27 protein-coding genes are annotated in these 23,446 nt (G+C 63.0%); 6 read left to right on the top strand and 21 right to left on the bottom strand.

The annotated features are described in order from the left end of the window. Nucleotide 1: 1 nt before the first annotated feature. The 3 genes from NJT13_RS02145 to NJT13_RS02135 form a co-directional block, all read right to left on the bottom strand. On the bottom strand, nt 2–1,015 hold the full coding sequence (locus tag NJT13_RS02145) for a carbohydrate ABC transporter permease (RefSeq protein ID WP_254523847.1): 1,014 nt from the start codon (nt 1,013–1,015) through the stop codon (nt 2–4). Between the two features lie 2 nt (nt 1,016–1,017). Continuing rightward, nucleotides 1,018–2,484 carry a substrate-binding domain-containing protein gene (locus NJT13_RS02140; protein WP_254523846.1) on the bottom strand — a complete coding sequence of 489 codons (1,467 nt, stop codon included), beginning with the start codon at nt 2,482–2,484 and terminating at the stop codon, nt 1,018–1,020. A 214-nt stretch (nt 2,485–2,698) separates the two neighbouring features. Next, on the bottom strand, nt 2,699–3,775 hold the full coding sequence (locus NJT13_RS02135) for a TrmB family transcriptional regulator (RefSeq protein WP_254523845.1): 1,077 nt from the start codon (nt 3,773–3,775) through the stop codon (nt 2,699–2,701). A 190-nt stretch (nt 3,776–3,965) separates the two neighbouring features. Between NJT13_RS02135 and NJT13_RS02130 the strand changes: the two genes are divergently transcribed. Continuing rightward, nucleotides 3,966–4,832 (top strand): DUF8054 domain-containing protein, encoded by an 867-nt coding sequence (locus NJT13_RS02130; RefSeq protein ID WP_254523844.1) that lies wholly within the window; start codon nt 3,966–3,968, stop codon nt 4,830–4,832. Nucleotides 4,833–4,983: 151 nt separating this feature from the next. Here the strand turns inward: NJT13_RS02130 and NJT13_RS02125 are convergent, their stop codons facing one another. The 11 genes from NJT13_RS02125 to NJT13_RS02075 form a co-directional block, all read right to left on the bottom strand. Then, on the bottom strand, nt 4,984–6,060 hold the full coding sequence (locus NJT13_RS02125) for a methionine synthase (protein ID WP_254523843.1): 1,077 nt from the start codon (nt 6,058–6,060) through the stop codon (nt 4,984–4,986). Then, nucleotides 6,057–7,055: a 5-methyltetrahydropteroyltriglutamate--homocysteine methyltransferase gene (locus NJT13_RS02120; RefSeq protein ID WP_254523842.1), complete on the bottom strand. Its 999-nt coding sequence runs from the start codon at nt 7,053–7,055 to the stop codon at nt 6,057–6,059. The genes NJT13_RS02125 and NJT13_RS02120 overlap by 4 nt, the downstream gene beginning before the upstream one ends. 168 nt (nt 7,056–7,223) lie before the next feature. Then, nucleotides 7,224–7,796, bottom strand: a complete 573-nt coding sequence (locus NJT13_RS02115; RefSeq protein WP_254523841.1) for a HemK2/MTQ2 family protein methyltransferase — start codon at nt 7,794–7,796, stop codon at nt 7,224–7,226. Then, nucleotides 7,797–8,993 (bottom strand): mechanosensitive ion channel family protein, encoded by a 1,197-nt coding sequence (locus NJT13_RS02110; protein ID WP_254523840.1) that lies wholly within the window; start codon nt 8,991–8,993, stop codon nt 7,797–7,799. A 126-nt stretch (nt 8,994–9,119) separates the two neighbouring features. Next, nucleotides 9,120–9,959, bottom strand: a complete 840-nt coding sequence (locus NJT13_RS02105; protein WP_254523839.1) for a 16S ribosomal RNA methyltransferase A — start codon at nt 9,957–9,959, stop codon at nt 9,120–9,122. 225 nt (nt 9,960–10,184) lie between these two features. Beyond that, nucleotides 10,185–10,784 (bottom strand): DUF655 domain-containing protein, encoded by a 600-nt coding sequence (locus NJT13_RS02100; protein WP_254523838.1) that lies wholly within the window; start codon nt 10,782–10,784, stop codon nt 10,185–10,187. A gap of 118 nt (nt 10,785–10,902) precedes the next feature. Continuing rightward, nucleotides 10,903–11,259: an RNA polymerase Rpb4 family protein gene (locus NJT13_RS02095; protein ID WP_254523837.1), complete on the bottom strand. Its 357-nt coding sequence runs from the start codon at nt 11,257–11,259 to the stop codon at nt 10,903–10,905. A 7-nt stretch (nt 11,260–11,266) separates the two neighbouring features. Next, the gene (locus tag NJT13_RS02090; protein ID WP_254523836.1) at nt 11,267–11,575 is read right to left on the bottom strand and encodes a 50S ribosomal protein L21e; all 309 of its coding nucleotides are present in this window, start codon (nt 11,573–11,575) and stop codon (nt 11,267–11,269) included. Nucleotides 11,576–11,676: 101 nt separating this feature from the next. Further along, entirely contained in the window at nt 11,677–12,708 is a 1,032-nt protein-coding gene (locus NJT13_RS02085) for a methionyl-tRNA formyltransferase (protein ID WP_254523835.1), read from the bottom strand. 47 nt (nt 12,709–12,755) lie between these two features. After that, nucleotides 12,756–13,529, bottom strand: a complete 774-nt coding sequence (locus NJT13_RS02080; protein ID WP_254523834.1) for a polysaccharide deacetylase family protein — start codon at nt 13,527–13,529, stop codon at nt 12,756–12,758. Between the two features lie 445 nt (nt 13,530–13,974). Next, nucleotides 13,975–14,970, bottom strand: coding sequence for a hypothetical protein (locus NJT13_RS02075; protein ID WP_254523833.1), 996 nt, complete (start codon nt 14,968–14,970; stop codon nt 13,975–13,977). Between the two features lie 145 nt (nt 14,971–15,115). On the opposite strand from NJT13_RS02075, the gene NJT13_RS02070 reads away from it, so the two are divergent. Beyond that, entirely contained in the window at nt 15,116–15,793 is a 678-nt protein-coding gene (locus tag NJT13_RS02070; RefSeq protein WP_254523832.1) for an MBL fold metallo-hydrolase, read from the top strand. Nucleotides 15,794–15,899: 106 nt separating this feature from the next. Further along, the gene (locus NJT13_RS02065; RefSeq protein WP_254523831.1) at nt 15,900–16,337 is read left to right on the top strand and encodes a hypothetical protein; all 438 of its coding nucleotides are present in this window, start codon (nt 15,900–15,902) and stop codon (nt 16,335–16,337) included. Nucleotides 16,338–16,359: 22 nt separating this feature from the next. Here NJT13_RS02065 and NJT13_RS02060 read toward each other — a convergent pair whose 3' ends face one another. The 3 genes from NJT13_RS02060 to NJT13_RS02050 form a co-directional block, all read right to left on the bottom strand. Beyond that, on the bottom strand, nt 16,360–16,503 hold the full coding sequence (locus NJT13_RS02060; RefSeq protein WP_254523830.1) for a hypothetical protein: 144 nt from the start codon (nt 16,501–16,503) through the stop codon (nt 16,360–16,362). Nucleotides 16,504–16,714: 211 nt separating this feature from the next. Further along, nucleotides 16,715–16,981: an elongation factor 1-beta gene (locus tag NJT13_RS02055; RefSeq protein ID WP_254523829.1), complete on the bottom strand. Its 267-nt coding sequence runs from the start codon at nt 16,979–16,981 to the stop codon at nt 16,715–16,717. Nucleotides 16,982–16,988: 7 nt separating this feature from the next. Further along, nucleotides 16,989–17,168 (bottom strand): HVO_2753 family zinc finger protein, encoded by a 180-nt coding sequence (locus tag NJT13_RS02050; RefSeq protein WP_254523828.1) that lies wholly within the window; start codon nt 17,166–17,168, stop codon nt 16,989–16,991. Nucleotides 17,169–17,596: 428 nt separating this feature from the next. Here NJT13_RS02050 and nreA point away from each other — a divergent pair, with 428 nt between their 5' ends. Beyond that, nucleotides 17,597–18,898, top strand: coding sequence for a DNA repair protein NreA (gene nreA / locus NJT13_RS02045; RefSeq protein ID WP_254523827.1), 1,302 nt, complete (start codon nt 17,597–17,599; stop codon nt 18,896–18,898). A gap of 24 nt (nt 18,899–18,922) precedes the next feature. On the opposite strand, the gene NJT13_RS02040 is transcribed toward nreA, so the two are convergent. The 3 genes from NJT13_RS02040 to NJT13_RS02030 form a co-directional block, all read right to left on the bottom strand. Then, nucleotides 18,923–19,990: an AI-2E family transporter gene (locus tag NJT13_RS02040; protein WP_254523826.1), complete on the bottom strand. Its 1,068-nt coding sequence runs from the start codon at nt 19,988–19,990 to the stop codon at nt 18,923–18,925. 156 nt (nt 19,991–20,146) lie between these two features. Next, nucleotides 20,147–20,734 (bottom strand): CPBP family glutamic-type intramembrane protease, encoded by a 588-nt coding sequence (locus tag NJT13_RS02035; protein WP_425499800.1) that lies wholly within the window; start codon nt 20,732–20,734, stop codon nt 20,147–20,149. Nucleotides 20,735–20,846: 112 nt separating this feature from the next. After that, nucleotides 20,847–21,134 (bottom strand): DUF5789 family protein, encoded by a 288-nt coding sequence (locus NJT13_RS02030; protein WP_254523824.1) that lies wholly within the window; start codon nt 21,132–21,134, stop codon nt 20,847–20,849. Nucleotides 21,135–21,310: 176 nt separating this feature from the next. On the opposite strand from NJT13_RS02030, the gene NJT13_RS02025 reads away from it, so the two are divergent. Together NJT13_RS02025 and NJT13_RS02020 are read left to right on the top strand one after the other, a co-directional pair. Beyond that, entirely contained in the window at nt 21,311–22,315 is a 1,005-nt protein-coding gene (locus NJT13_RS02025; protein ID WP_254523823.1) for a cell division protein CdpA domain-containing protein, read from the top strand. A 294-nt stretch (nt 22,316–22,609) separates the two neighbouring features. After that, nucleotides 22,610–22,879, top strand: coding sequence for a HalOD1 output domain-containing protein (locus tag NJT13_RS02020; protein ID WP_254523822.1), 270 nt, complete (start codon nt 22,610–22,612; stop codon nt 22,877–22,879). A gap of 65 nt (nt 22,880–22,944) precedes the next feature. On the opposite strand, the gene NJT13_RS02015 is transcribed toward NJT13_RS02020, so the two are convergent. After that, a complete protein-coding gene (locus NJT13_RS02015; protein ID WP_254523821.1) occupies nt 22,945–23,430 on the bottom strand; it encodes a metal-dependent hydrolase in 486 nt (161 codons plus the stop codon). Nucleotides 23,431–23,446: the final 16 nt, after the last annotated feature.

Raw genomic sequence — 23,446 nt, 5'->3', positions numbered from 1 at the left:
TTCAGAATCCCTCCTTGTACTGCTGGTAGATCACGCCGAGTACGGCGATGGCGATGATTCCGGCCGTGACGAACGCGATCGCGGACGCGAGACCCCTGCTCGTGTTGAACGTCGAGACGACCATACACGAAAGCGACGGGACCGTCGAGCAGGTCGAGACCGAATCGATGAGGCCGTAGATCCGCATGGCATCGATCGTCCGGAACAGGATCGCGATGCCGAGCGTCGGTAACACGAGCGGGAACGTGACGAGTTTGAACCGTTGCCACCTGGTGGCGCCGGCGACTTCGGCCACGTCGTAGAGGCTTCGGTCGATGCTCTGGAGGCCGGCGAGTATGAGCAACGCCATGAACGCGGACGTCTTCCAGATGTCCGCGACCGTGATGATGAGCAGCGAACTCTGCGGATCGTTGAGGGTATTGGTCGCCTGGACGAGTCCGATCTCGGATAACGGTTCCGTCAGGAAACCGGCCGTCGGATGGAACATCAGGAAGAAGATCATCCCCTGAACGACGATCGGGATCGCCCACGGGATGATGATCGCGGCGCGAACCCATCGGCGGCCGCGGAAGTCCTGATCGAGAACGAGCGCCTGGCCGAAGCCGATGAGCGTCTCGAAGAGGACGCTCACGGCGGTGAAGACGAGCGTCACCGCCAGCGCGCTCCGCAATAGACCGTCGACGTGGACGAACGGGGCGGTCGCGTCGACGCTGATATTCGGCAAGAACGTCGTCGACCCGGGCAATCGTGGGTCCGCACCACCCGTGAACAGCTGGATGTAGTTCTCGAGTCCGACGAATTCGGGATCCGTCAGGACGTTCCGGAACATCGACAGCTCGAGCGTTCGCAACAGCGGATACAGAGCGATCACTGTCAACAGGACGAATACCGGCGTCAACAGCAGGTAGGCGAACCCGGTCTCGCCGAGGTTTTCCATCCAGCGCGCGACCGCGACGATCGGGCCCGATCGATTCGATCGCTCGAGCGGACCGGACGTTCGATCTTCGGTACTCATCCTTATGCTTGCTCTTCGATCTCTTCCAGCCCGGTCTGAAGATCCGCGGCCGCGGCATCGGGGCTCTTGTCGCCGGCCACCGCCCCGTTTACCTCCTCGGCGATGAGCGTGGACTCGTTCGGCCAGACCGTCGTCACCGGACGCGGCATCGCGTTCTCACCGGCGACGCGGAGCGTCTCCATGTAGTTCCCCATCGGCTCGACCTGTGCAGCCTTCTCCGTCTCGAACAGCGCCGGTTTCGGCGGGACCCAACCGTAGAGTTCGAACATTCCGAGGTTGAACTCGTCGGTCATCGCGGCGCGGATCACCTCGAGTGCGTCCTCCTTGTTCTGGGAGTTCGGGTTGAGGGTGACGTGCCAGCCGCCCAGGGCGGACGTACTGCCACCGGTTCCGGGCTGATTCGCATCGTCTTTGGTAACCCCGTAGGGAATCGGCATCGCGCCGTAGTCCTCGACCGGGAGCGCACCGTCCGCCGTATCGACGTTCATACTGATCGCGTACGGCCAGTTGCGTTGCATCGCGGCCTTTCCGTCGAGGATAGCCTTGCGGGCGTCCTCTTCCGCCCACGAGGTGATGTCCGGGGTGGCGATTCCGGTGGGGTACTCTTCGAGCGTGTGCTCGCCGTGTTCGTCGGCGACGAACGTCCGCATCATTTTGAGTCCCTCGACGAATTCCGGTTCGTCGACGGTCACCGGTCGATCGCCGACCGGCCCGAAGAGGTTGTCGCGCCCGCCGAAGTACGCGCCGCCGAACGAGGACATGACCTCGTTCCAGGTACAGCAGGACGTTCCCTCGTACGTGTCCCACTGGGTCGCGAGCCCGTAGCTCGCGTCGGAGGCGGCGACGATCTCCTGGGTAATCTCGGCCCACTCCTGCCAGGTCATCGGCTCGGTGGCCCACGTTTCGAAGTCGGACTCGCCGTAGCCGGCCGCACGCGCGTAGTCCTTGCGATACTGCATCGTCGGGTAGTCGGGGAAGATCGGGACCCCGAACAGATCGCCGGAGCCGGGATCACGAGCCGTCGCTGTAAAGGACTCGAAGTATTCGTCCTGTATCGTCGACAGGTCGGAATCGTCGAGTTCGTCGCTCAGGTTCGCGATGTGACCGCGCTGGATGAAGACGTTCACCCAGCCGTTGTCCATCAACAAGAGGTCTGGCTGCGTTTCGCCAGCCTGTAACAGATTCGTGTACGTGTCCCGTCGGGCGCCCGTGTCTTCGTCACCGGGCTGGAGCTCGATGTCGACCCCGTCCGCGCCGTTTTCGGTCAGGAGGTCGACGACCTCGTCTCCGACCGCCTCCACTACGTTCGGGCCGATCCCCCAGACGACAGCACCTTCCGACGAGGAACTGCCGTAAATACACCCCGCGAGACCGACCGCGGTCCCGCTTGCACCTGCTGCTTTGACGAACGTTCGCCGCGAAACGCTCGAGTCGATACCGGCCTTCCCGTGCGAGTGCCTCTCACCCATATAACGGTGTATGACATTCACTCATTATATAATTAATGGATCGAGTACAACAGCCGTTGTTAATCACTTCACATCTGTCATAATTGCCGGTACTTCTCGGAGAAGTCGTCCGCTGTGTGGCGAAACGGCCGCTACTCGATCGGTAGCACTGATCGGAACGGTCACGAAAGACGTCAGAACTGCACCGAATCGACCGAAACGAAATCGCGAGCGGTCAGTCTATCGATTCGATCGTAATTCGCGTCGCCTCGTAGTCCTCGAGCATCGCCCCCCAGCCGCCGACGGTGTACGTCCCGTCGTCGGTCTCGAGCGTCAGCGAGGCCTTTCCCGCGAGGTGGAAAAGCGGCGTCTCCTGGACGTCGTTCGTCGCGTGGCCCGCGTACGTGACGTCTGTAATCGTCCCTCGACGCGTTATCTCGCGGCCCGTATCCGTTTCGAACCCGTGAACGGTGGCCTCTATCTTCGCCCCGTCACCGAGCAGCGGTTCGACGTCCTGGAGACACTGCCGGAGATCCACGTACGTGATCGGTGGATCGGTGTCTCGGGCCGAGTAGATGACGTCGTGAATCTCCCAGAGGCAGGTCAGGAAGTACCAGTGGAAGACGTACGTATGCGTTCGGTCGTTGACGATGACGCCGTACTCGTTCGTCGAGTCGCCGTGTGGCGAAAAGCAGGTCCACGAACGGTCGACGAGCGCCACGAAAGGTGACGGGAGGGTGCGGTACCGCGCTTCGGTACAGGTGCTGGCCAGCACCTCGGCGGACGGAATGTCCGGTTTCGAAGTCGTCATCGGGAACAGACAGACCTTGACGTCGACGCCCGACTCGTGGGCCGTCCGAAGCGCGTCCGAAAGGTCGTCAAACTGCGCCGGGGTCAGTCCGATCTGCACCTGATTCGTCGCCGAGCGGATCAACTCGTCGGCTCGGGTCAGTACGGTGTCGAGTCGCTTGACGATGCTGACCTTGTGCTCTTCGATGTCCGGCCGACTCCATCGGTCCTCGATTTCGTCGGCCGCCGTTTCGAATCTGTTCGCCCGCGACCGAAGGTCGGCGAGTACGTCCGCCGGATCGTGTGCGCGGGCGTGGAGGCTGTCCTGCTCGTACGTTTCGATGTACCCCTTCTCTTCTAACCCCCGCAACACGTCGTAGATCCGCGGATCGGGGACGTCGCTGGCCTGTGCGATGTCGGTCGCCGACGCCGATCCGAGCCCAAGCAGCGTGACGAACGCGTCCGCCTGATACGGCGAGAGACCCGCATCCTCGAGGATTTCGACCAGTTGGTCACCGTCCATCGCGTCTCACCCGCTGTCGCTCGAGGATCGTTTCAGCTCGTTTTCGCGAGTCCACTCGTGTCTGCCACCGACGGACGAACTGAACGCGACCGGAGCGGGGCGATAGTGGGCCACTATCTGTTCCGGTAGTCATCATTCCAACTGATTATTACACCCGTTGTAAATAAGTGTGTCTGTGGCGGTCATATTCATGATGGATGAACAGAAACCAACTCCCATGGTCGGCTTCGGACAGCGGATTCGACGAGCGGAATACACCGGCGCCAACCGGTGTTGGCCGTGTACAGTTACTAACGGGGTCGTGCTGTCGATCGGCGTCGCGATCCTGACGATAGCCGGTCGCCGGGGAGTGGCCGCTGGGGTCGCCCTCGTCGGTGCGGTCGCGATCTGGCTACGGGGCTACCTCGTGCCCTACACGCCCGGGTTCGCCCCACGACTGCTCGCCGTGGTTCCGTTCGATTTCGGCGTCTACGGTGATCACACGGACCGGGACGACGGACCGCTACCGGACTCCGGGCTGGCGACCGGCGGGGACGGCGAGACGGCCGGACCGACGGGCGACGCCGTCGTCTCCGCGCTGCTCGAGGCGGGCATCGTCGTCCCCGACGGCGAGGAGTTCTTCCTCGAGGACGCGTTTCGAGCCGAGTGGCGCCGAGAGATGACCCGCCTCCGGGACCTGGACCTCGAGGGGCTCGCCGACGAAGCGGACGCGCTGACGGACGCGTCGGTCGATGCGCACGTCGGTCGAGATTGGCGTGGGCGCGCGACGACCGTTCGTCTCGAAGTCGAGGCCGGTCACAGCGTCTCGATCGACGAAGCCGTCGTCGTCGCTGAACTCGCCGCCACCCGCGCGCTTCGGGCCTGGATCGACGACGCGGACGTTCGCCGTGTGGCCGGCCGGCCGTTACGGTCGCTCCTCGAGCGGTGTCCACGCTGCGACGGCGAACTGACCGTCTCACGAACGACCTGCTGCGGCGAGGTGACCCCACCGGGATCGACGCCGTCGGAGAAATTGGTGTGTCCCGATTGCGACGTGCGGCTGTTCACGTACGACTGATTTTCGGTGCGATGGACGCGGCAGGTCCCCGCTTTCACTCGCCATTCAGGCTTTCGCACACGCGTCGTACGGTCCGATTCACCGCGGGGAACACGACCGTTACGATCGATCTCGTCGGAAACGAAATCCGATTACGATACCGAGGACGACGTCAGTCGTCCGCCGGCGTCGGCGTCCCGCGTTCGATATCGATCTCGCCCGCGTCGAGGTCCGCCTCGACGTTTCGGGCCGCCTGCACCATGTTCTTCATCTTGCCGAAGGCGACGTCGCGGGGAAGCAGCTTCACGCCGCAGTCGGGCGAGACGACGAGCTGTTCGGGCGGGACGACTTCGAGGCCCTTCTTGATGTTGTCCTCGATCTGCTCGACGGACTCGACCTCGGCGACGTGAACGTCGCAGACGCCGAGCGCGAGATCCTTCGTGAACGAGGGATCTTTGAAGACGTCGAGCTGGTCGTAGTCGCCGTTCGCGAGTTCGAGGTCGAACTCGTCGACCGGGAACTCGAGGATTTCGGGGTAGATTCGAGAGTAGTCGCCGTAACAGACGTGGAGTCCGATTCGGACTTCCTCGGGGATATCGGCGACGATGCGCTCGAGCGCCTCGCCGACGATGGCGTGGTCGTCCGGCGTGGTCGCGAGCGCGGGTTCGTCGATCTGAATGTAACGAGCCCCGGCGTCGACGAGTTTCTCGATCTCCTCGTTGACGAGGTCGGCCAGGTCGTACGCGAGTTCCTCCTCGTCGTCGTAGGCTTCGTTGAACGACCAGTTCGCGAGGGTGTAGGGTCCCGTAATGGGGACTTTGACCGGTCGGTCGGTAGCGGCCGCGGTGAACTCGTACTCGTCGACGAGCCAGCTCTCGTCGTACTCGACTTCGCTGACGACGCTCGGCTTGTCGAAGTAGTTGTGGCCCCAGACCTTGACCGGTCCGTTGAACTCGTAGCCCTCGATTCGATGGGCGAAGAATTCGACCATCTCGGTGCGGCGCATCTCGCCGTCGACGACGACGTCCAGGCCGGCCCGTTCGTGTTCGCCCGTGATGAGGCGGGCCGCGTCGTCTTTGGCTTCTTGCCAGTTCTCCTCGTCGAAATCGGCGTCGTCGTCTTCGTAGAGTTCCTTCGCTCGGTTGAGCCACTTGGGTTTGGGATAGGAACCGACGACGGTCGTCAGCAGGAAGTGGTCGTTCTCGTGGTCGTCCGGTCGGAATTGATCTTTGTTCTCGTTTGCGCTCATGCGGCGGTCACCTCCGCGAGATCCGCGGCTTCGGCAAGGACCTCGAGTTTCTCGACGTACTTGCCGTAGGGCAGGTAGAACGTTTCGGTGTTGGTAGTGAGGTAGATCGTCTCGAACTCGGTCACCTGGAGCTGGTTGTGGACCCAATCGACCCGGTCGCGGATCGCCTCGGGATCCTCGACGAGCGTGTTCTGGCCGTCCGCGAGGCCGAGGGACGCGTCGTCGGTTGCGCCGTACTCCTGGATGTTGTAGACGTTGTCGTCCTGGTTCGCGACGAAGTCGAACCCGACCGCATCGATGTCCGCATCGAGCAAGTGGGCGTAGACTTTCTCCTCGAGTGCCCCCCAGTAGGGCTGGACGACGACGTCCGCGTCGGTCGCGTTCGCGACCCGATCGATCGCCTCGCTCGCTCGCTCGTCTCGGCCGTCACCCGGGGCGTTCTCGACGAGCGAGGGCTCGAGCAGGAACAACGTCTCGTGGGCCGGGAACGCCTCCACCTCGTCGGCGAGGAAATCGGCGATCGCGTCGAGGAATTCGGCCTCGTCCCCGTAGTGGTCGTCCGTGGCGAGATCCGCAAGCGAGTACGGGCCGGGGAGGACCGCCTGCAGGTCGTCGGTCAGTTCGGCGGCCGACTCGAGTTCCGAGGCGACGTCGCCGGAGAATCCGAGTTCTCCTTCGACGACCGGTTCGCGGTAGAAGTTATTGTTGTCGTAGTAGCGGACGATCCCACGCGTTTCGACCGCCTCGTGGACCGCGAGCGGGTGTGCGAGCATGTCGTCCCACCGCAGTTGGCCCTCGACGATGCGGTCGAGTCCGGCCTCCTGTTGGACCTCGATCACTTCCTCGCGGGCTGCATCGTAGGCCGCGGTGATCGCATCGCCCTCGTCGCCGCTGACGAGGTCGTGTTTCTGATGTCCTTTGAGGTCCGAGAGGTCGTCTTTCGCCCAGTCCGGGAGCGGATACAGCCCCGGCGTGGTCGAAACGTACTCAGTCATCGTGGTTCCGGCTAGGCTATACCGACGCTTAATATTTTCCATCCGAACTAATACACTGTAGTAATTCCATCGGGAGGGGGCGCCGAATTCGGCCGTTTCGAACCGTCTCGTCGGTTACGACGTCGTAGCGACCGAGGTCGTTTCGCGACGCGTGCTCGCGTGCGCCGGTCACCGGAGTAACTCGAGTACGGTCAACGTCTCGAAGGGAAACGACTCGTCTGCCACAGCCACGGCACTGAAGCCCTCGTCGCCGGCGCGCTCGACGACCTCGTCGACGCCCGTGAGGCTGCTAACGAGCAGGTAGACGACCCCATCCGGGGCGAGGACGCGACCGACCGTCTCGAGAAACGGATCGATGACGGCGCGACCGGTTTCCCCGCCCGACAGCGCCCGTTCCATCCAGTCGTCCCACTCGTTGTCGGGATCGGTCGGGAGATACGGCGGATTAAACACCACCGCGTCGAACGTCTCGTCGCGAAACGGAGCGACCAGATCCGCCCGCACCGTCTCGACACCGCCACCGCGGGCCTGACGCACCGCGTGCGGATTCAGGTCGGACGCGATCACTCGTGCGTTCGTCTCGTCGCTGATCCGCTCGGCCACGAAACCCGACCCGGTTCCAACTTCGAGCACGAGTTCCGCAGTCGTCAGTCGATCACGGACCGCCTCGGCCAGCAACGCGGAGTCCTCGGCGGGCTGGTAGACGTCGGGCCCCTCCTCGCGTCTGTTCTCGAGCCCCATTCAGTTCTCCTCCGGCGTTGTCATCCGATGTTCCTGGACGCTCTCGTTACCGTCGGTATCGCCCGACTGGCCCGTTTCAGCGGCCTGTTCCGACGTCGTCGACCGCCGTTCGTCGGCGACCTGCAACCCGCCGGTCTCGCTCCGACCCGAGAGTTCGCGCTGTGGGAACGGGATCGTGATGTCCTCGGCCTCGTACGCTCGCTTGATTGCGCTAATCGCGGCCGTTCGCGCCTGCCAGTAGCGCCTGGCGCTCGGTTTGTCGATCCAGAAACGGGCGGCGAGGACGACCGCCGAGTCGCCGAACGATCTGGTCACGACTTGCGGCGACGGCGCGGACATCGCCTGCTCGACGTCGTCGATCGCGTCCTCCGCGAGGCCGATCGCCCGATCGATGTCGGTCGCGTAATCGACGCCGACCTCTATCTCGAGGCGCAGGCGACCGCGTCTCGAGCGGTTGGTAACCATGCTCGAGGCAATGACGTCGTTGGGGATCATGATGTACTCCCCGTCGAACGATCGGAGTTGCGTGTTGACGATCGAGATGTCGGTGACGACGCCTTCGTCGTCTTCAACCTCGATCCAGTCACCGATCTCGAACGGCCGGGCGAACATCAACACGAAGCCCGACAGCATCGTCCCGAGCGTCTGACGAGCGGCCATGCCGACGATGATCCCGAGGAAGCCGGCCCCGACGAGCAGGCTCCCGAGGTCGTCGATCCAGACGCCCAGTACGACGACGAGCGAAACGGACCAGATGATGACCTGCGAGAGACGGTGGGTAATCTTTCGCTGGTGTGCCGTCACGGCGGACGACGAGCCAAAGATTTCCTCGATCACTCGTCGGACGAATCGGGTAACGATCATCGTCACGACCAGCATGAGAAACGAAAAGATCGCGCGGGGGACGGCATCGCTACCGAGATCGAGAGTCGTGAACAGTTGCTGTACTTCCTCCACACGTCCCCAGACTCCCGTGACGATTCCGAGACACGCCAGACAGACCCCGATGAGGAGGGTCATCGAAACGATGTCGGCGTACAACGGCTTCGACCGTTCGCAAACCCACGAGTAGAATCGACGATAGGAGAGGAGAACCACGATCACGACCGCCACTGCAGCGAGAGAGACCGCGACCTTGAGAGGCGTCGACGGAATCGCCTCCGACAACCAGTCGAGTCCCGTCAGTAATCCGGCCATACGTTCGTCCCACCGGCGAGTCGTTCGCGCAGCTTTGAATATTCGTCGGTCGTCCCGGACGGATCGGCCCTCCGATAGGGGCCGTCCGACCGAACTCGGGGGGCCCGGTCGAACCGCCGTTCTGGATCAGTCGGCACCTGGATCACCGACCTCCATCGCGAGTTGGGCCAACGCCGCGAACTCTGCCGGCGCCATCGCACCGGCCCGCTTCCGTAGAACGGCGTCCTCGGCCGCATCGACGACCGCGTCCGGATCCGCGAGCCCGGAGATGTGCGCCGTATTCCGGATCGCGTTGCGGATCGTCTTCCGGCGCTGGGTAAACAGCGCTTTGACGAATCGCAGGAAAAACGCTTCGTCGTCGACGTGGTAGTCCGGCTCGCGCGGAATCGCACGTACCACCGCGCTCTGGACCGCCGGCGGCGGCGAGAACGCCTCTTTGGGCACCGACTCGACGAGTTCGACGTCAGCGTAATGCTGACTCGAGACCGACAGTCGACCGTACTCGCTCGTTCCGGGCTCGGCGACCATCCGCTCGGCGAACTCGCGCTGGAACATCAACACGAGCGGACGCGTTTCCGGAAACAGCCGGAACGCGATCTCGCTCGAGACGCCGTACGGGAGGTTCGACACCGACGCCGAAAAGTCCGGAAGGTCGACGGCCAAGGCGTCACCCTCGATCACCGTCAGGTCACCGGCGTCGATCTCGGCGGCGAACTCCTCGCGTAGAAAGTTGGCGAGGGCTGGATCACGCTCGACGACGGTCACGTGGTCTGCGACTGCGAGCAGTCGATCCGTCAGTGCGCCCGTCCCACCGCCGATCTCGAGCAGCTGGCTCGTGTCGGCGTCGATCTCCTCGAGATAGGTCGGCAACCGGTCCAGCACGCGATCGTCGACGAGGAAGTGCTGGTCGCGGTCCGGATCGCCCCGAACGCCCGCTCGGGCGATTAACCCGTCTGGATCTCTCATTGTCGCCGCTATGAACGGGGCAGGTGTAAACGCACCGTCTCGCGGGTCGGCCGAGAGCCCGGCGGTCGTCACAGTCGCGTTTCGACGACGTCGCCCACTGGACGACGAACGAGACGTGGGCCCGTCGACGAGCCCGCCGAGCAGGTGAAACGAATACGACAAAATAACGACTGACCCGAAGAACGACACTCGCGCCGGCGAGTACCGTTCGTTCTGGAGCGGCGCCTAGTTCTGGCCCTGTTGTTGCTCTCGACGGCCGACGAACGTCTGATACTTCAGGTCGTCGTCGCGCAACTCCTCTAGGATACGATCGACGAGGATCTGGTCGGGGTCGTGGAGCCCGGAGACCCGTTCGGACAGTTCCTCGAAGCTCTCGAAGGGTTTGCGCTTGCGCTCGTCGAGAATGCCGTTTCGGAGCTTCTTCCCGATTCCCGGCAACAGGTTGAGCTGGTGGAGTCGAAGCGTTATCGGCTGGGCGTCGTTGTAGAAGTCGACGAATCGCTGCTCGTCGTCCTCGACGAGATCGGCGACGACGTACTCGAGTTCCGACTGCGCGCCGGAGGAGAGATCGTCGTATTCGACACGATGTGCCTCGGTAACGACGTCCCGCTCCGCGGGCGGTTCGACGACCACCTCGCTCCCGATCGTGAGCCGTTCGTCCTCATCGAACGCGACCTGGTAGAGCTGAAAGTCCTCAATACCAACAGCGTAGCCTGCCGGTGACTTCGCGTACTGTGGTCGGCCGTCTTCCGACAGTCCGTGTGCGAGGTAATCCAACACGACCGCACGCCGAACGTCCGTCTCGTCGCCATCGGCTTCGCTCATTGAATCCCGATACGGCGACGTCGTACTTAAAGAGTCGGCCCGCTATCAGACGGCTGGACGGAGCGCAACGATAGCGTTCGACCGCTGATTCGCTCCGTGAACCGGACGGCTGGTGATCTCAGACGTACTGCGCGACGACGTTGAGGATTTCGTCCAGTTCGTCTCCCGACAGGGTATATCGCTGCTGTGCGTACACCGACCGGAGCTCGTCCCGATCCCGCGGCAGCAGGTTCGCGATTTTGTAGGCGGTGGGCTCGTCCACCTTCTCGAGAGCCTGCAAGTCGTCGACGAGTTGCTGGGCATCGGCGGGTTCCAGGACGGCAAACCGGTTTGCGTGTTCGATGGCTCGCGCGAGTTCGTAGCGCAGCTCGCGATCCTCGTCCAACGCGCGTTCGGCTTCGATGTCGGCGAGCAGCTCCTTCGTTTCCGAGACCGTCAGGAACTCCTCGTCGACGATCTCTTTGAAGATCGTCATCCCTGAGTTAGATCCGGGATTTTTCCTGATTCTGCGCGCGAAGGTGTGCTGCGGTCACGAGCAGCGTTTTGTCCTTCCCGCCGTCGTTGATCTGTACCTTGAACGCGCTCCCCTGTTTCCCGACGACTTCGCCGGTTCGCCCGTCGAATCGAGGGTGGAAGCGACCGTCCGGTACGCTCGGGTCGATTTTCAGATGTACTTTCTCACCGGTCTCGTACTCCTGAATCGCCCGCTGCGGCGGCGACGTACCGCGATCTCGAGGTTTGTTCGCGAGCTTCTTCCGAGTTCCCTGACGAGGGCCATTAGACTTCGGCATGGTCGTACGACCGGATTATCCGGTGACGGTTATAAAACACACGTATTCGGGATGATCCGCTCGACGAGATCCGCTCGAGGATCGGTCCGCTGCCCGCACGACTACCGCGTCAACGAGTCCTCGTGTTCCGGCCGATCGATCCGGTTCGGGCTATCCGATAGCTCGTTCGTGAGCGACTCGAGGACCATCCCTCGCTCTGGGTCCCAATTTTCCCCCTCCCAGTCGGTGACGAGCAGCGTGCCGTCGCTCGTCTTGACGACGAACTGCTGGCTCGCCTGGAAGACCTGAACGACCGTGCCGGGGCGCTCGTCGAGCAGTAGATCCGCAGAGAACGGCTGGGCGTCCCAGATGGTAACGCGCGTTCCGTCGTGTTCGGTGAACGCCCCCGGATAGGGACGTGCGACGGCCCGAACGAGGTTGTAGATCGTTCTCGTCGAATCCTCCCAGTGGATAGCACCGTCCTCGGGATTCCGCTTCGGGTAATAGGTTGGTTCAGCCGTTTGAACCTCGAGTTCTGCGGTTCCAGCCAGGACGTCGTCGAGTATTTCGTCGAATAGTTGTTGACCGGTCATGACGAGCTTATGATATAGCGACTGGATGTCGTCGTGACGATTGATGTCGAACTTCTGCGTTGCGACGACGTCACCGGAGTCGGCCCCCTCGTCCAGGTGCATCACCGAGAGGAGAAACCTGTCGAGGTCTTCGATGAGCGACCAGTTCATCGGCGACCGGCCCCGCCCTTTCGGCAATCCAAAGGCCGACCCGTGCAGGCCGAGCGCTCCGCGCGTGAACGACTCGAGGACGTCCCCGGGGATGAGCCGCTGCCAGCCGTGTACGAGCAAGAGATCGGCGTCGAGGGTGACGAAGTGATCGACGTCCCGCTCGTCCATTCCGTAGGTCTGGGGATAGTAGACCGAAATGTCCTGCTCCGCGGCGTACTCGGCGTGATCGTAGTAACTGCAGACGCCGTTCCGCTCGCCCTGTTCGGGCGTCAGCGAAACGAGTTCGGTCACTTCGGCGAGTTCCTCGTGGACGTACCGAAAGAGGTCGAATCCGGCGTCCGTACAGCTGGCGAATACGATCCGCGGCTCGCGGATCGGTTCGTCTTCAGGTTCGAGTTGTGTATGTTCCATTTTTCGATCGGTGGGTCGAAGTATGTCTTTCGTTCAAAGCTATCGTTTTACGATCTACTCACGCCGTCCTCGATGAATTGATAATTGAGGAATTCACTGATCGCCAGATGTCGGTCGTCACGTTCGCGGTACAACCGCTCGGCGAACATTTGATCGGATTCGGCCCACAGCCCCGGGTGGACGAGGATCTGTAGTCGCCCGGGAAACCCGTCGGCAAACGGCGGCGAATCACGCCACCGCTGGTTCGAGTCTCCCCGGTACGCGATCGACGTGAAGAACCGTTTCTCGTAGGTGCTCACGAACCCGTCGTAGCTCCGTTTCAGCACCCAATCCGGCGGGATATGGAACGAGACGACGTCGATCGGTTCGTCGACCACCGACGAGAGGATGTCGCGCTCGCGATCGACGGCTGCAACGAGATCCTCGTCCGCGGGTTCCGACGACCAGTACTGGTGAGTGCTGAAGTGCAAGCCGACGTCGTGCCCCAGTGAGGTGATTCGATCGATGGCGTCTCGATTCTCCTCGTACAACGCGTTGTAAAACGGCGAGGAGAGCAAGAAGAAGTAGGTCGCGGAGACACCGGCGTCGGCCTCGATTTCCGCGATCTTCGTCGCCCGCTGGGGCGACCAGTCCACGTCGTGGCGCAACAAAACCTCGCCGTCGGTGACGGAGCCATCGTACGACGTGAATTCGTATCCCCGTGATCGCAGCTGGACCAGGAGCTCCTCGTACGTATCGTACGTGAACTGGATTGGGTTCGAGTCCTCGGTTCCTGCACTGACGGAGTCGGCCTCTTCGTGTTGTGATAGCGACCCAACCATACCCGGCCACGTGTTACGAGGTGGTAAAGTTATGAGCGGTGGAGAATCATCTAGGTGGACATTACGGTCGTCCGCTCCTCGCGACCGCTCCGCCGGCAGATCCGACCGGAAACGTGATGCTGGTCCCGTTCGGCCCCGAAATGAGATCATACCGAAGCGGCCAGGCAACGCTATCCGACCGGTGGATGTCCGTCCAGGTCAACGCGGTCGAGGCCGTCGGTGAACGCCTCCGCTTTCGCCACACCGAAAGGAGACGGGCCGAGGAGTACACAGTCTCTGAATTCGGAAGGCGCTGTATAGCGGGACGGCGTCTCTGTCTCCGTCACGGTCCTCGGTGAACGACGACACCGATAGCCGCGGCTACGACGTCGAAAACCGAACCGACCCACGTCGAACCGCCCGTCCGGGAATCGACTCCGGTTACGAACCCGTTACGACGCGACCGTCACTTGTGCCCCTCGCTCGAGATGTGGTAGTCCAGTATTCGTTCGAATCCATCGAGATACGTTCCGACATCGATGCTGTCGATCGCCGACTCGAACTGCATTGCCTTCTCGTATTCTGCTCGCCAACATTGCAGGAACCGGTCGACGACGTCGGATTCCTCGATCGATTCGATGACGGGACGGACTACGGCGTCGGTCCGGTTTCTCCTGATCGTCCGTATCGTCTCGTGAGAGACGATGTCGTTTTCCAACGCGTGGACGACGACGCCGGAACTACAGTCGCCCTCGGCGAGTTCTCGCTTCCAGGTCGAAATCCAGTTACCGATGCGCGCCATTCGCTGCGTCCGGTCACACACCTGCCGGAGCAGCGACAACTCGCTCGAGTCGAACGACGGGGCGTTCGCGAGGTCGATATCGGCGTACACGAAGATCAGCATGTTGTACGCGTCGTACCGCCAGAGTTCGCGTTCCGAGACCAGACCGGGGTAATCGTTCGCGAGGTACGAGTATTCGACCGCCTGAAACACCTGCTTGAGATCGAACAGCAACAGGTCCTCGAATTCCGCGGATCGGGGGCCGCTGTCGTAGAGCGCGGTGAACTGTTCCCAGACGTCCGATAAAAACCGAATAACGTCGCCGTCGACGTCGTCGCGATCCGGGTTCGAACGCCGGTGGTCGAACGGAATCGCGGTCAGTTCGTCGAACGTCGCGCGATCGGCGTGTTGTTCCGCGACGTCGTCAGCGACGACGGCGAATATCGTCGCGACCAATTTCGCGTCGCGGACGGTGCGACCGCGTTCGTCCTGGACACACGAAAACCTGAACGTCGGAAAAAGGTGATAGAGCCACTGCCAGAGGAACCGATCCCTGTCAGCAGCGATCTCGTCGTACGACTCGATCAACGGCAGAACCGTGTCAGGGAGGTCCTGTTGTCGAACGGCAGCAAGGGGGGTAGTATCAGCATCGCGAGTTGAAACTTCAAACTTGTTCCTCATCACATTGAATCTGCAATTCGGCGGTAATAAACTTGTATAATTGTTCATGATTGCGACGAAGGGAGGGCGCCCGATGGCAGTCCGAGTCACGAGTGCGTGCCGAGAGACGGACAACTCTATCGTGCTGGCATCGAATGGCCGCTGCATGCAAGGAAGCGTTGGTGTCCACGCGTTGCCGATCACGGTCGACTACGGCGGTCGAGAGATCACGATCACCCCGACAGTTACGGAGACGGCGCGCGGGCTGGTACTCCTCGACGTCGGTCCTCGTGGCGCCGTCGAGACGCTCGAGACTCACCTCCGAAATCTGGGGTACGAACTCGAGGACGTCTGGCTGGTTGCTCTCACGCACCACGACGGAGACCACGCCGCAGGCCTCGCCGAACTGCTCGAACGAGTCGACGCGGTCGTCGCGTGCCACCGCGACGAGGTCCCGTACCTCTCCGGCGAGCGCGACCCGATAAAGGGTGACGGGGACCGCTACCCGCCCGTCGAAGTCGACCTCGAACTCGCGGACGGCGTTCGGATCTCGACGCTCGCGGGTCCGATGGAGGTCGTCGCGACGCCCGGACATTCACCGGGTCATATTTCGCTTTACTTCCCGGACGGAAATCTGTTGATCGCTGGCGACGCACTCGTTGCAGACGGCGACGAGCCGCTCGCGGGGCCCAAACCCCATTTCACGCCGGAGATGGACCGCGCGGCCGAGTCGGTCGCCGCGCTCGGAGCACTCGACGTCGATCACACGCTGTGCTTTCACGGCGGCTACGTCGACCGCGGGACCGAGCGCATTCGGGACATTCACGACCGGTTGCGCGAGTGAGCGCGGTATCCGGCGTCGAACCGACAACTCGAGGAGAGTTCGGCGCCGCGCCTCGCCGGGTGTGGAAGCGGAATTCTCATCGGTCTCCATCTCCAATCGGCGGTCAATGCGTCTCGAACTCCGCGTCTGTCAGCACTGTCTCGACGGCGATCACGGCAACGAGAAACGAACGGCCCTTCTCAACGATATGGTCGACTGCGCCGAACAGATCAAGAAACACAAGGAGGTCATCGATCTCGAGGAGGTGCACATTCGACGGGTCAGAGACGACGAGCCGGGGAAACCGGCGGCGCTACCGGTCGTGTCGGCGACGATTCAGAACAATCAGATCGTCCTGAACGACACGCAACTCGTCGCGGAGGGACAGGACGGGAACATGCTCCTGTACGCGAACCCGGACGACGTGTTGACCGTGCTCGCGGGCAACTTAGACGAGATCAGCAAGGCCGTCACCGAGGACGTGACCGTCGATCTCTCGCCCGTCGGGGCGGAGATCGTTTCTCAGGCAGATCTCGGCGCGAATCGAGAGCAGAATCAGAGCTAACCGGCGGTCGTCGGTTTTTCGGTCATCTCGTGGGTCCCCGGATCACGTCGTAGTGATCACCGGGTACTTCGATGGCCGTCAGCGCGAACCCGATGAGCAGCGGGCCGACGAACAGATCGACCGATCCGAGGAGGGAGGTGCCACCCAGAACCCCGACGAAGATCACCGCCGAGTGGGGCCCCGAGCCGCGATCGATCAGCCTCGCTCGGAGATAGTCGTCCGTCCCGCGACCGAATAAGTCCCCAGGCGAACACTGTTCGGGCGTCCATCGGCCACGACGGGCTCCTGCGACGAAAGGCGTCCGGGACGGGAATGCCGGACGCGAGACGACCGGCTCGTGAGGGACGTGAATCGGCGAAAAACGAGACCGGCCGTCGTTAGATTCGACCGACGTTTTCGACGCCGACGCTTTCGACGCCGTCGACGTCGGTGAAATTCTCCTCGACCGTCTCCGTGCCGCCCGCACCGTCCGGTACGATAACGGTCGGGTAGAGGGCGACGAGACCGAACGCGACTTCCTCGCGCTCGACGCCGTTGATCTTCGCCCCCTCCGGCAGGGCGCTCTCGAGGCGCTCCTGAAGCGCGTCGAGGTCGATCTCGGGGCTGTCCGGCATGACCTTGATTTTGGCAGCGACTTTTCCCATGGTGAACTTATGGTCCCGTGAAACCGCAATCGGGGCATTCGTAGAGGTTGCTTTGCTTGCGGCACTTGGCGCAGCGATAGACCTGCTGGCCGCATTCTGGACACTTGAACGCGGCGGCGTTCGTGCCCGCGATATTGAGTCCGCAAGAGACGCAGGAGCGCGTCTCTCGGTCGTCGGTCGTACTCATACGCACCACTTCCCGCCCGCCGTTTTTAACGGTTGTCTTTCTCGAGCCGTTCGACAGCGGCCGTTCGCTCCCGGTCGCCGCACCACCGTCTTCGAACGGGCGACGAATCGATCCGATCGGGTGGGACAACGCGGTCCAGCCGGGTGGGACAACGCGGCTCTCGGCCGAGATGCCGACGTTTCGACCACCGTTTTCCGACTCTGAAAACGCGCTGTCGGGTACTTATCGATCCGGCGTGAATTGGCGGATGAGGTCCGGTAGGTTACCGCCGACCGGGCCTCTGCCTCTGACATCTCCGTCGGTCGGTTCCCTCGTCGAACGAATTCCTCAGCCGACCGGCTGTTTACGTCCCGCCCGGGCCGAAACCGGGACGATAGCGCCCGCCTCGAACTCAACATTCAAAGCCGTGCCGACCCAACTTCGGACGAATGCGCCTCGACGACTACATCGAGGACTTAGAGCCCGACGAGGAGGCAAAGCGCCGCCAACTCGCCAAGGAGAAGTCCTACGCGATCACGGATCATCTCGCGGAGTTCGAGCGCCGGTTCGACGATGCGCTGAGCGGCGACACCCTCGTCGGTTCGACCTCGCCGTCGATCTTCGTCGGGCGGTCGAACTACCCGGACATCCCGGTCGGGTTGCTCTCTCCGGTCGGCGACGAAGACGCCGCGGCGGAGTACGTCACCGACGGAGAGTGGTACCAGCAGGGGTACGCGATCGACGACGTCCTCCAGCGGCGGACCGGGCTCCTGAACTCGAGCAAGCGCGCGAACGTCGATTCGCCGAGCATCGCGAGCCGACTCGCGCCGTCCGTCCACGACGCCTGGGACGGGTTCGTCGGCGTCCAGCGCGAGGTCGCCATCGCCGATCGACCCGTGGACCTCGAAATCGGACTGGACGACACGCCGGATCTCGGGCTGGATACCGGAACGGACGTCGCGACCCCGCGCGGTCCCCGCGCCAGCGCTCGGAACGCGGAGCTGCGGGAGAACCCGTACGTTCCCCGTCCGATCAAGAAAACCTTGGAGGACGACGATTGGCAGGCCCAGGGGGCGATGACCTACCTCTATCGACGCGGCTTCGACGTCTACGACATCAATTCGATCCTTTCTGCGGGCGCGCTCGGCGAGGCGAAACAGCGCCGACTCGTCCCGACACGATGGTCGATCACCGCGGTCGACGACACGATCGGAACCTACCTGCGCGGGCGCATACGGAACGCATCGAGTATCGACGAGGTGCAGGTCTGGGCCAACGAGTACGTCGGGAACCGCTACTGGATCGTCCTCGCGCCCGGTACCTGGGAGTTCGAACTCGTCGAGATGAAAGCGCCGGGCAGTATCTGGAACCCGGATCCCGAAGACGACGTCTGGATGGCGAGTGCGTCGGAGGGATACGAAGGGCGCTCGAGCTACGTCGAAGAGACCGCTGGCGCCTACTACGCCGCTCGATTGGGGGTCCTCGAGTACCTCGAGTCGATCGGCCGCCAAGCGAAGTGTCTCGTCTTGCGGGAAGTGAGCGACGACTACTGGGCGCCGGTCGGCGTCTGGCAGGTTCGCGAGAGCGTCCGCAACGCCTTCGACGGCGAGTACGGCGAGGCGGAGACGTTCCACGAGGCGGTCTCGGAGGTCGCGACCCGGTTGCCGGTGTCGCACGCACGATTGCAGCGAAAATCCGAACTCGCAGCGGGACTACAGTCGAACCTGAACGCCTTCTCGAAATCGGGGTGAGCGATAGCGCCCCGGCGGTACCTCCTACCCGTTCTGTTCCGTGAGTTGCCGATTCCGTTCGATGTCGGCGAGTCCGGGACGCGAGGGGTGGCGATCGAGTCGGCTCACGACCGCTTTGAAACTCGCGAGGACGACGGGACCGACGAACAGTCCGACGATTCCGAAGAGCTGGAGGCCGCCGATAACTCCGAGCAGGGCGACCGCGGGGTGAAGATCGGAGCCGCGATCGACGAGGAACGCTCGCAGGTAGTAGTCGGTGACGGTGAGGACGACGAGTCCGTATGCCAACAGGACGCCCCCGTGTACGAGTCCGCTGGAAGCCGCGTGCGCGATCGTTACCGGACCCCAGACCAGCCAGATTCCGATCGTCGGGAGAACCGAGACGAGGACGAGGACGACCCCGAGCGTCGTTGCGTACGAAACGCCGAGGATCGCCAGTCCAAGGCCGCCGAGGACTCCCTGCACGATTGCAATCAGCACGTGACTGCGGAGGACGGCGCGGGTGACGTCGGCCACTTCGGCGAACAGTTCGTCGAACACTCGGGGATCGAGCGGTGAGACGTCACGGAACCAGGCGACGACCGCCGGACCCTCCGCGAGGAGAGCGTACAGCACGAACAGAAAGACGATCGTTCCGACGACCAGGTCGACGCCCAGCGTAACGAGGTCGATGGTCCGCGAAAGCGTCACCTCGGCGACGCTCGAAAACGCCCCTTCGAGTTCCGACCGAACGGCGGCTTCGAGTGCGACGACTGTCTCCTCGCTCAGTCCGAGCGTGGATCGCGCCACGTCGCGACCGTACGTCGCGATTCGCGTTCCGTCGACCACCTCGAGAGTCGACACCGTCGTGCGGAGTACGACCAGCGAAACGAGGACGAGTGGAACGATGCCGGCGACGACGGCAGCAGCCATGAGCGAGATCGCGGCGGCGCGTGTCCCGACTCGCTGGGCCAGTCGTTCGTTCGCGGGACGGAGAAACGCTGCGAGCAGACAGGCCGACATGACGTACTCCACCAGTGGTAGGACTACCAGTGCGGCGAGCGCGCCGAGTGTACACACCAGGAGGGCGAAAAACGCCGTGCGGGCGTCCATATTTCACGTTTGCGAGTTGGCCCAATAAGTGTTGAGGGTCGTGACTGTCGATCGAATCAACATCATACTCCAACGGACGTCGATTTCGTTGCCGCGAGGGAATCGAGTGTCCGCGTTACCAGGCCGTCCAGCACGCTCGCCCTCGAGACGCTGGTATTAGAGTGGGATCGGTAACCACTCGAGGTACCGGACGACGATCGACGGATCGAACAGCGGCTCGTGGAGAACGAGCCAATCGAGCAGGACGAGTCCGCCGCCGTGGGCGAGTACGGACGGGAGGATGGAATTCGACTTGTAGTCGACGGCACCGAACAACACGTCCGTCGGACCCGACAGCAGGAATTCGATCGGCGGCTTCGAGGAGTGGTGAAGCATGTAGACGACCGGGCTGATGAACACGGCGACGAATCCGAGTTCCCTGACGCCGACGCAGAGCAATCCTCGATAGTAGGTCTCTGCCGCGAGCGCGAGGACCATGAGTCGTACCGCGTGGGGAACGAACGCCGCAGGCGCAGCCGACGTCTCCCAGATCGGATAGAACGCGCGAATCGTCGGGAACGTCGAACCCACGACGTAGAACGGGAGGACGAACAGCGCGAGTAGGATCGTGTTTCGAACCGCGAGCCGATCGACGCGCCAGCCGATGCGGTTACCGTGCGAGAGTCCGAGCGCGAGCGGCCCGCCGATGAGCAGAACGCTGTCGACGGCGACCCGCGGGCCCAATCTGTTCGGAACGAACTGCATCCACAACAGTGCGACGACGGCACCGACCACCAGCGACTTCTGCACCCAGGTGAGCTCCGGTCCGCGCTGGAACCAGCGACCGCCGTGGTGATCCGGCTCGGACGCCACGATACTATTCGTCCGCGGTCGGCACAGGGCCGGTTCCGATCACGTCCTGGACGTGACCTTCGAACTCCTGGTAGCGTTGGAAGTACGTCTCGTCGACGTCCTCGAGAACGGCCGAGAGTTCGCGCGGGCCGTCCGGCGTCCGGATGACCGTGTCGCCCTCGAGTCGGTCGACCTCGCTTTTCTCTTTCGGCCAGGTGAGTCGGGAACTGACCCGGGCGAGCGGCGCGCCGTCGACGGGCGTGCGTTCGCCGAGTGAAACCGCCGGCTCCGAGTCCGCCTCCTCGTCGCTCATGAGCAGTCGTTCGCGTGGCCGCCGATTCAAGCTTTCGTTTCGGGCGGTGGACCGGTTCGCCCCTCACCCCAGCCGGAAGAGTACTCAGCCACCATACGCCGTCCGTCACGTTAATTATCCAACAGACTACATGTGTCTGACGTATCGTTTTGTGTGAGGGAACCGAACGAGGCTCCATGACAAGCCTGACGGAGGTCTACGATGGAACCGCGCCTGGGGTGACGAGTCGCCGGCTGTACACGGGAACGGCGCTCGTCTTGGTGGGTGCGTTCCTGGCAGTCGTAGCCGTCCTCGTGGCGACGACTGACCCCGTCGGTGGCTTCGCAGTCGAACTCTCGGGAGGAATGGCCGCCCAGTTCGCGACAGTCCGTGCGGCGGGCGTTCTGGCCGGACTCAGCGTTCCGACCGTCCTCGTCGGTGTCTTCGTCGTGTTACCGGCCAGCCGCCGTATCCAGGCGACGGCCGCGATCAGCGCGAGCCTCTGCCTGCTGGGGGTCGCGCTCTTCTGGCACGCCTACCCACACCAGTGGCGATACGGCAGTGACCAGTTGACGCTCGAGGTCTCCGCGATCTACTTGCTCGGGTTGCTGACCGCGATCTGGTGTCTGTTCGCCGCCGTCGCGACGTTCAAACGGCGCAACGACCCCGGGGGGAACCTCGAAATGAACGTCACTCGCCACAACAAGACCGTCGTCGAAATCGACGACTCGACGAGTTCGGGCGGCCTCGGCGGGATCGGCTTTCTCGGTGGGATGCCCGACGGTGACGTCGAAACGCAGACGAACGCGAGCGCTGAAACGGACACGAAAGACGCTGGCGCGGGCGTTATCCGGGAGGGAGTGTCGAGTGCGCGTCGGTCTCCGGGACGATCCCCCCGTTCGACGGGAATCGGCGGCGGGACCGCGACGACGCCCGGGCGATCCGTCGGTGCTGCGACCAGCGACGGCGGATCGACGACCGCGGACATCTCCTCGCCGCTCGAGGGCGACGACGGCACCGGTGCAGAAATCGTCGACTCTCCGAAGGCACGGTCGGCTGCCCCAACTGACCGCTACTGTGGAAACTGCACGCACTTCGAGTACGTTCGTTCGTCCGACGGAATGATTCCATACTGTGCCCGCCACGAGACGGCGATGGACGACATGGACGCCTGCGAGGACTGGACGCCGAATCGCCAGTAGCTCTCGAGATTGCCCGTCGTGTCCGTTTCGGTCCGCCCGGTGCGCCTGACCGTCCGTTCGCTCGGTTTCGGCCGGTTCGGTAGCCGGCGGTCGACCGGACCGGCCCGGTTGCCCGAGTCCACCGGCCTCGCTCGTCGACCGGGAACGAGGCCGTCGACGAGTGAGCCCTCTCGTTGACGGTCCGCTCGCTCGGGGTCGATCGCGGTATCAGCTTGCGCAACTGACAGTTGGCACCGGAATAACGACACCATACCAAAGTGAGTCGTCGATGGGTCGTCTCATAGAGGTCAACATATGGGGGACGAACTGTTCTGTGGTCGATACGTCTGGTCGAGTACGACGCCGACAGTTGCGATTGCCAACGCCATCGCCGGCATCGAAAACGTCGATCCGACCGACCTCCCGATGGCACTCGACTCTGCACTGTACGATCACGTCGATCCCGAGGCGCTCGATACGCTCATCACGACCAGCAACGACCCGAAACTATCCTTTGCCGTCGACGAGTATCGAATCGAGATCAACGGCAACCAACTGTCGATCGTTCCGGAGAACGACTGGTGACTCGAGACGGTGAGACCGTTCGGACTCGATCGACAGCTAAAAGAAGCGGCTCGGCGGACGAGCCGTCAGACCCCGACCAGCTGTCGGCCGATCGAGAGTCCCCACTGGGGGAGCCGGAACACGACTGCGCCGGCGAGTACGAGTTCGCCCGCGGTGACGACCACCATCATGAGATCGGCCCGCTTGCTGCTGACCGTGACACCGGTCGGCAGTCCGAACTCCTCCGACCAGACCGGATAGAACAGCGCGATGCCGCGCTTGCTCCCCGCGACGTCGAGGACGTAATGGGTCAACACACCGATCCAGACGTACATGAGGTTCTCGAATACGTACGGAAACAGGACGAACCCGACGAGGATCGGCAGGTTGTGCAGCGTCTTTCGATGCTTGCCGAACGCTGTATCGACGTCCGGAAAGAGCGCTCCGAGCGTGATCGGAACGCCGATCATCACGATCGTCTCGAACGTCTCCAGATCCCCCGCCGGTTCGAGCAGGTACCCTAGCCCGATACTCAAAAGAACGGCGTTCAGCACGTGGCCCTTCTTGTTCATCTAGTCGACTCTGGGG

Source organism: Natrinema caseinilyticum (assembly GCF_024227435.1).
Taxonomy (GTDB): domain Archaea; phylum Halobacteriota; class Halobacteria; order Halobacteriales; family Natrialbaceae; genus Natrinema; species Natrinema caseinilyticum.
This window is presented reverse-complemented; position numbering and strand designations above follow the sequence as displayed.